The sequence below is a fragment of the Desulfitobacterium sp. genome (genome assembly GCF_035539115.1).
In the GTDB taxonomy this organism is placed as follows: domain Bacteria; phylum Bacillota; class Desulfitobacteriia; order Desulfitobacteriales; family Desulfitobacteriaceae; genus Desulfitobacterium_A.
The window spans coordinates 36,175-44,243 of record NZ_DATLJA010000110.1; the positions used below are offsets into that span (position 1 = coordinate 36,175).

Genomic DNA, 8,069 nt, shown 5'->3' on the forward strand with positions numbered 1-8,069 from the left:
CCCTCTGATGATCAATTCCTTTGATGTTTCTTTATCTTGCTAAGATCTGATTCAATTGTGCTTCCACCTGATAACTGATCGCCGAGCTATTCCCCACAACTGTACCAGAAGGAATATAGACTTTATTATAGAGGAGGAAAGTGCTGATCGAAGACGGAATCTCATTAGGCGGTAGCGTAATGACAAAGCCATTGTTCTTGGCTGCTAAAGCAGCGGTAAACAACGCATCCCCATAAGGCATGCCACTTGTTACATCACTAGGTGAAACGTAAGCTGAAGCGAAATAGGCAGGGAACTTACTCGAACCCAGTTGTTTATTAAAGTAATTCTGGAAAATGATTTGTTCCGTCGCATAGCGGTCTAATCCGCCCCACCGCTCAACTGCGTAACTATTGACCAGAGATTGCTCCAGTCCGGCGCTAATGACACCCGTTCCTCCCAACAATATGAGGTTACGCGGAGCCAACTTTGCCAACTCATTTTTGGTGCTATCCGGCAAAACATTGGTATCCGTTAGCAAAATGGGAATTCCCTGTTCAGCCGCCAAGGCACTTGCAGCTAAAGCATCGGGTTCTCCGTACCCATAGGCTAAGTAGACCGTTCCCGGTGAACCAACTAAAGCGGCTATCTTCGCTGCAGTCTCATAACGATCACTACCTGCGACACGAATTGTGGAAATGCCATAACCTTGAAGTTGGCTCTCAACTGAGCTGGAAATAGCGCCTTCGCCACCAATAATATAGACGGTTTTAGCATTAAGCTTGAGAATCTCACTGGCCACACTCGCCTTGAGTGCATTGGAAGACGTCATTAAAATCGGAGCATCTTCTTTTTTGGCCAAGGGTACAGCAACCATAGCATCTGCCACAAGATCATCGCGCGTCAAGACCACATTATTCGCAGTAGCCCATCCTTTTTCAGCGACCCCCACCGAACGGTCTGCATTATCGGCAGCACTATTCCCAATTCGGCTTGCTGAAGAATAGGCTGAGGTAATATTAAGAGTTCCAATATCATGCAGCCCGTGCTGCACGATTACTTTACCCGGCTTCGTGGGCGTTAGCGTCACATTAAAAGTTCCGTCATAAAGGGTGTTATAAGTCGAAATTGTCCCTCCAGCATCAGTCGCGTCAACGGTCACCGATTTGCCGGACAGTATCGTCCCATCGCTATCCATGAGGGTAACTTTGACTGTATTACTATAATTTAGAGTTAAGTCGCCCGAAGCTGAAATCTTGGCACTCCGCACATGGATGGTGCCAGAAGCAACACCGAGCGATTCTGTACCTGCAGCTAACCCCAGAGTATTGGAAGTCGCTGTCACATAGAGCGTATAATCACCAGGTGTATCAAAAGTTACACCAGACAAAGAAGAACTACCACTTAAAGAATACATGGTTTTATTTCCATTGGGATCAAAAATCGTGGCTGTGAATGGGCCGTTCCCACTATAAACTTCCATATTGTTATCGAGCAGACGAAAATTGATTGTATTGGTTTCGCCCACAATTAGATTACTATCCTTATCAGAAACAAACTGAATATAATTTAAGAAACCAGTGTAATTACCAGTGGAGTCGTAAGTTGAAGTTGAACCTGAAGCCAAAACAGTTTGGGCACTGGCCCCAAATAAGAGCATCAGGCTTAGCGCAATTGTCCCTAAAATCTTCATCGAACGGTTTAATAAAAACTTCACAAAAAGTCTCCTCTCCTTTTACTCGTACCTCAAAGCATCGATCGGGTCCATACTCGCCGCCTTTTTCGCTGGGAATACCCCGAACAGAATCCCGATCCCTGCGGAAAAGCCAAAAGCTAAGAACACCGAGGTCATGCTTACACTCGTGGCCATACTTAGCGCTTTTCCCGCTAAAATCGAGCCCCCCCAGCCGATCAGAATCCCAATTCCTCCCCCCAGGATACTCAGAACGACCGCTTCAATGAGGAACTGAGCCAAAATATCTTTGCCTTTAGCCCCAATCGCCTTACGAATTCCGATCTCCCGAGTCCGCTCCGTCACTGAGACAAGCATGATGTTCATAATCCCAATCCCGCCCACTAAAAGTGAGATGGCAGCAATTCCCCCCAGCAACATGGTTAACGTCTTCGTGACGTTTTCCATGGTTGCCAGAATATCAGCCTGATTGGTAATGGTAAAATCATTGGCCTTACTCGTTTGGAGATTGTGCGAGCTGCGTAAAGCATTGGTCACTTGATCTTGGGCCGTGGTCATCATATCCGCGCTTGTTGCTTCAATAAAAATCTGCCGCAAATACTTATTCCCAATGAGTCGATCTTGGGCCGTCGTAATCGGGATATAAACCACATCATCATTGTTAGTCATCCCTGACGTCCCCTGACTTGCCGTTACCCCCACAACGAGGAACGGAATGTTCTTAAGCTTAATGGTTTTACCGATAATCTCGGCATTCGCGTCTCCCATTAAGTTTTGCACAACACTGGGCCCAACGACCGCCACACGCGTATAGGAATTAACATCATCTGACGTGATAAACCGTCCTCGTGCCAAGGTCACATTCCGAATCTGGGCATAGGCATCTGTGGTTCCGGCTATACTTGTCGACGTATTGCCACTCCCATATACGACCTGAGTATTGGTGCTCACGAACGGCGCCACCATTTTAACCGCTGGACTATTGGTCTGGATCTTTTGCAAATCATTCATGACTAGCGTGTTCGAACTTCCCGCTGCTCCTTTGACCCCGCCGGAGTTAGTTTGACTCGGTGTAACAATCAGTAAATTGGAGCCGAGCCCCTTAATTTGATTGGTAATGTTAGCTGTCGCTCCATTGCCAATCCCAACCATAGCAATAACCGCAGCAACGCCGATAATGATTCCCAGCATCGTTAGAATCGACCGAAGTTTATTCGCCTTCAAAGCCCTGATGGATATCCGGATTAATTCGAATAAATTCAAAACTGTCCCTCCTTTCCTGCACGATGACTTAATCGATATTCTTAGATTGCGACATTCATTTTTTGGATATCGAGTGCAGCATCTCGCGGGTTTTCCACCTTATCATCCTCCTTGACTGATCCATCTCGAAAGTAGATCACCCGACGGGTGTACTGCACAATTTCTGGTTCATGCGTAATAATAAGAATTGTATTTCCCTCTTGATGGACCTTCTGAAAAATCGCCATGACTTCAATACTCGAGCGGGTATCCAAGTTTCCTGTCGGTTCGTCCGCCAAAATGATGGCGGGTTGGGTGACCAATGCCCGAGCGATCGCCACACGTTGCTGCTGACCTCCAGAAAGTTCCTTCGGACGGTGATGAACACGATCCCCAAGACCCACGGATTCCAAAGAATGGATCGCTCGGTCCCGTCTTTCTTTAGCAGGCACTCCAGCATAAAGCATCGGTAGTTCCACATTTTCCAAAGCGGTCGTACGAGGAAGCAGGTTAAAACCTTGAAAGACAAAGCCGATTTTCTGATTGCGGATTATTGCAAGTTCGTTCCCCGTGGCTCGCGCAACATCTGCTCCGTCCAAAAAATACTCGCCAGCAGTGGGTCTGTCTAAACACCCCAAGATATTCATCATCGTCGATTTACCCGAACCAGAGGGCCCCGTGATGGCCACAAACTCCCCCTCATCAACCTGCAAATCCACACCACGCAACGCAGCCACCTGAATATCTCCAGTTGCATAAATCTTGGTAATTCCCTTTAATGAAATCAATATATATCCTCCTTTACCCTGGAACGGATAGGTTCAGTACTTCAACTCAACATGCTCAGTTACCAGGTCGAGGTCCGCCCCCTGTACTGGTCGCCCGATTTAAGGCCCCCATATCAGCCCCTCCAGATCGGCTACTTGTACTACTACCTGATTTTTGGGTAGAGGTTGTAGTCGAAGCGGCACTCACTGATAGAACAATTTCCTGTCCTTCACTCAAACCACTCTTAATCTCGACATTACTGCCGTCGTTAAGTCCGATTTCAACTGGAACTGAGCTTGTATTAGCATTATTACCTGCCGCACTGCTCTTTTTCGTTCTCGAGCTTGAAGCTGAGCCTGCTCCTGTGCCTGCACTCGATGCTGCTCCTCCAGAAGCATTCGGGATGAGCACATAATTCTTCCCATTATCAGTTTTCAATGCTTCACTGGGTATCGTCAAAACATTTTTCGCTTGATCCAAAATGATATTAACGTTGGCATTCATTCCGGCCTTCAAGATCGTACCCGTTTGATCGACAGTCACCGTCACCCCAAAAGTGGTTACATTCGAAGCCGTTGTCCCTTGAACCGCAATCGCACTCACTGTTCCCGGAATTTTTGTATTCGCTTGCGTATCCAGCGTAATTTCTGCCTTCTGACCCACTTTAATGTTATTCACATCCGCTTGACCTACCGTCGTATCAATTTGCAGAATATCTGGATTAGCAGCCAAAGTAACCCCTGGTTTCGAGCTTGTCGTCGAAGTTGATTCCATAACTTGCCCGACTTGTCCGGTTACGGCTGTAATCACACCATCAAAGGGAGCCACCATGGTCGCTTTTCCTAAATTCGTTTGTGCCGTTTCCAGTTGAGCCTGAGCTTGCTCAACCGCGGTTTGCGCCGATAAGATATCGGCCGAAGTTTTGCCTTGTTGTAATTTATTCACTTTATCCTGGGCCAGGTTTAGATTTTGTTGGGCAACATCGAAGGCTGATTGAGCCACATTCAAGGTTTGCGCCGCGCCTCCATTTTGAGCCGTCTGAGCAGTGGTAAGAGCCTGCTGGGCTTGGGCCAGAGCTGTTTGGGCGGATTGGATTTTCGAATTGTCCCCACTCGCCATGACTTGAGCTAACGTATTACTCGCCAAAGTCACATTCTGATTGGCGAGATTCACTTGGTTCGTCAAATAAGCGGAATCCGCGTTATTTTTCGCTGTCGTTAAGGCTGTTTGCTTCGTGTTGAGGCTTTCTTGGGCCTGTTGTAAAGCAGTCATTGCATTGGGCAAAGAGTCTTCCTGAGCCTGCTGCAATTTTGCCTGAGCCGAAGCGAGATTCGCTTGTTGTTGATTGACCGTTTGCTGTAAATTACTCGGATCAATTTGCATCAGGATTTGACCCGCAGTGACGTGGTCTCCTACAGCCACATTCTTAGCCACCAGCTTCTCCGTCTGCACAAACGTAAGATTAACGAGCGTCGGGTAACTCACCGTTCCCGTCGCCGTAATGACTTTACTCACATCACCGCGCACGACTTTTCCGGTAACCGTAGTCGCGATCACAGCTTTCGGAGAAAAAGCTTTATAAGCCCAGAACCCTCCTCCGATTAGGACGACACCAAGAACGCCTAGAATGATCCATTGCTTTTTAGGTAGCTTAATTTTCATACCTTATCTCCTCGTCTCCTTTATCTTTCTCAAAATCAATCGGCAGAAACACCCTAAAACACGTTCCGCTGCCCAATTGACTTTCGACCTGAATCTCTCCACCATGGGCCTGCACATACTCTTTGGCAATGGCTAAGCCTAAGCCCGTACCCCCGGTTTCGCGATCCCGCGATTGATCCACCCGATAAAAGCGATCAAAAACATGGTCGAGCTCCTCGGGTGGAATTCCTTCTCCTGTGTCTTCAACACTGATGCGGATCCACTCCGTCTGTTTCTCTTTATTCTTCTCCAAATGCTCTGAAGGATCTCCTCCCGTGGCTAAACGGGCTATCCGTCCCCCCGTTTTTTTCCCGTCTTTCCCCGGTGAGACTTTCGGTTCCCACGAATCCACGCTGACTTTAATTTTTCCACCAACCGTTGTGTGGATGAGTGCATTGCCAATCAAGTTGACAAAAACTTGGGTCAGTCGGTCAGAATCGGCTTTAATCATTCGACTTTCACTGAATAGCTCGCCTTGGATTCCCCGCTCTTCAAATTCAAAGGCGAATTGTTCAAAAATCCGTCCCAAAAGTTTAGAGATGTCCATAGGCATTCGATGAAGCGGAAGTTTTCCGGCCTCAGCCAAACTCAATTGTTGTAAATCTTGAACAAGGCGACTCAAGCGAATCGTTTCGTCCTGGATGGGAAGCAAAGTTTCCGGTGCCAGAGGGAGCACTCCCTCTTGCAGCAATTCCAGCTTACCCGAAATAACGGCAAGCGGAGTTCGAAGCTCATGCGCAATATCGGCAACCATGTTCCGGCGCACTTCTTCATTGCGCGCTAATTGTACCGTCATCTGGTTAAAGGCATGCCCAAGCATCGCAATATCATCACGGCCTTGAACTTCAAGGTGGGCCTTAAGATCTCCCTTGGCCACGCGACGTACCGCCGAAGTCAAATCCTTAAGCGGACCAGTTATCCGGCCCGTCAAAATACTTCCCAAAATCAACGCTAGCAGTGTCGTCAAGATCAGTCCGATTAACATCGAACGGATAATTGATACTCCGATCGTTTGCGCTAACCGGTCTTGGCGTGGAGGGGCTTTATCATCCACCCAAAAATAGCCCACCGTCTTGCCACTCACGATAATTTCCGACCACTCTTGCGTCAGTTTATTATCGTGAGGAATTTGCCCTAAATTCTTACCCAGATCCTGGGGCTTGGAACTCGCCACGATGGTCCGATTCGCATCAAAAATGTAAAATTGCTCGTTTCCCCGGGGGGCCGCCACATCAGGTCGGGGTGTATTCTCCAAAATCTTACTGAGATGATCTTGAACGCCTTCCCAGCTCTGATGTTCAATATAATAAGTCGTCAGAGTTCTATTCCATTGCTGACTAAAGCCCTGTTGAACATAGCTAACAGCATGCCCGAGCAAGTACTGAACCGAACTCAGAGCAATACCTGCAAAGACGATCGCCATAAGGCAAACTAACCCAACTAAAGCCATCAAAAACTTTCGTCTTAAGGTCATGAGGGATCACCAAAGCGGTACCCCACTCCGAAAACAGTTTGCACATAAATCGGTTCTGCCGGATTATCCTCCACTTTCCTACGAAGATTCGAAACATGGGTATCGATTGAACGTTCATAGTAGAGGTACTCTTCTCCCATCGCCTGGCGTAAAAGTTGCAATCGGCTATATGCGACACCTGGGCGAGACGCCAAAAGCTGTAGGATCTTGAATTCCGTTGGGGTGAGTTGAATTTCTTCACCCTTTTTCCACACCCGATGACCGAGTCCGTCAATCGTCAGCTCTCCTCGACGGATAACCCCGCCATTAGGGTCCTGAACTCCAGATAGTGTTCGCCGTAAAACTGTCCGAATCCGAGCAAGCAGTTCACGTAAACTAAAAGGCTTAACCATATAATCATCGGCGCCAAATTCCAAACCTAAAACCCGATCCACTTCTTCTGATTTAGCCGTCAACATGATGATGGGAATTGAGCTTGTCTGGCGAAGCTTTTTACATACTTCAATCCCACTCATTCCCGGCAGCATCCAATCCAAAAGAACTAAATCGGGTTTTTCTATTTCGATCCGCTTTAATCCGTCTATGCCATTCATTTCTGTAAGGACGTTAAACCCTTCGCGAACTAAGTAGTCACGCACAAGATTGAGAATCTCCGGTTCATCATCCACTAAGATAATCTTCGGTTCCATATTTCACCCTCTCCATAATCTATTTATTTTACTCATTAATTATAACGAGTAGGTATTAGTAATATCTCAGGAAGTTAATAAGAATTTGTTAAGAGTTTATCTTTATAAATAAAGAAAACCCGGCTTTCGCCGAGCTTGGCGATAAAGAAGACTTGGCCAGCGCCAAAGCGCTGGCCTTAGTCGCCTTATCCTGCCGGACTTAACTACTTGCATCGTAGGATAAAGAAGACTTGGCCAAGCGCCAAAGCGCTGGCCTTAGTCGCCTTATCCTGCCGGACTTAACTACTTGCATCGTAGGATAAAGAAGACTTGGCCAGCGCCAAAGCGATGGCCTTAGTCGCCTTATCCTGCCGGACTTAGCTACTTGCATCGTAGGATAAAGAAGACTTGGCCAAGCGCCAAAGCGCTGGCCTTAGTCGCCTTATCCTGCCGGACTTAGCTACTTGCATCGTAGGATAAAGAAGACTTGGCCAAGCGCCAAAGCGCTGGCCTTAGTCGCCTTATCCTGCCGGACTTAGCTACT

At 47.4% G+C, this 8,069-nt stretch carries 6 protein-coding genes; all 6 read right to left on the reverse strand.

Annotation, left to right across the window (positions count from 1 at the left end; genetic code table 11):
- Positions 1–31: 31 nt before the first annotated feature.
- From VM640_RS17030 to VM640_RS17055, 6 genes are read right to left on the reverse strand one after another with little or no spacing between them, the layout of a single operon-like run.
- The gene (locus VM640_RS17030; RefSeq protein ID WP_325394383.1) at positions 32–1,696 is read right to left on the reverse strand and encodes a cell wall-binding repeat-containing protein; all 1,665 of its coding nucleotides are present in this window, start codon (positions 1,694–1,696) and stop codon (positions 32–34) included.
- A gap of 18 nt (positions 1,697–1,714) precedes the next feature.
- On the reverse strand, positions 1,715–2,935 hold the full coding sequence (locus VM640_RS17035; protein ID WP_325394385.1) for an ABC transporter permease: 1,221 nt from the start codon (positions 2,933–2,935) through the stop codon (positions 1,715–1,717).
- A 41-nt stretch (positions 2,936–2,976) separates the two neighbouring features.
- On the reverse strand, positions 2,977–3,702 hold the full coding sequence (locus VM640_RS17040; RefSeq protein ID WP_325394387.1) for an ABC transporter ATP-binding protein: 726 nt from the start codon (positions 3,700–3,702) through the stop codon (positions 2,977–2,979).
- A 55-nt stretch (positions 3,703–3,757) separates the two neighbouring features.
- On the reverse strand, positions 3,758–5,344 hold the full coding sequence (locus tag VM640_RS17045) for an efflux RND transporter periplasmic adaptor subunit (protein ID WP_325394389.1): 1,587 nt from the start codon (positions 5,342–5,344) through the stop codon (positions 3,758–3,760).
- Positions 5,334–6,857, reverse strand: a complete 1,524-nt coding sequence (locus VM640_RS17050; RefSeq protein WP_325394391.1) for a sensor histidine kinase — start codon at positions 6,855–6,857, stop codon at positions 5,334–5,336. Before VM640_RS17050 ends, VM640_RS17045 begins: the two co-directional genes overlap by 11 nt.
- Positions 6,854–7,546, reverse strand: a complete 693-nt coding sequence (locus VM640_RS17055; RefSeq protein WP_325394393.1) for a response regulator transcription factor — start codon at positions 7,544–7,546, stop codon at positions 6,854–6,856. Before VM640_RS17055 ends, VM640_RS17050 begins: the two co-directional genes overlap by 4 nt.
- Between the last annotated feature and the right edge of the window lie 523 nt (positions 7,547–8,069).

Coding starts and splice junctions, on each gene's coding strand:
- VM640_RS17050 (WP_325394391.1), bottom strand. CDS start 6,857: ATGACCTTAAGACGAAAGTTTTTGATGGCTTTAGTTGGGTTAGTTTGC.
- VM640_RS17045 (WP_325394389.1), bottom strand. CDS start 5,344: ATGAAAATTAAGCTACCTAAAAAGCAATGGATCATTCTAGGCGTTCTT.
- VM640_RS17055 (WP_325394393.1), bottom strand. CDS start 7,546: ATGGAACCGAAGATTATCTTAGTGGATGATGAACCGGAGATTCTCAAT.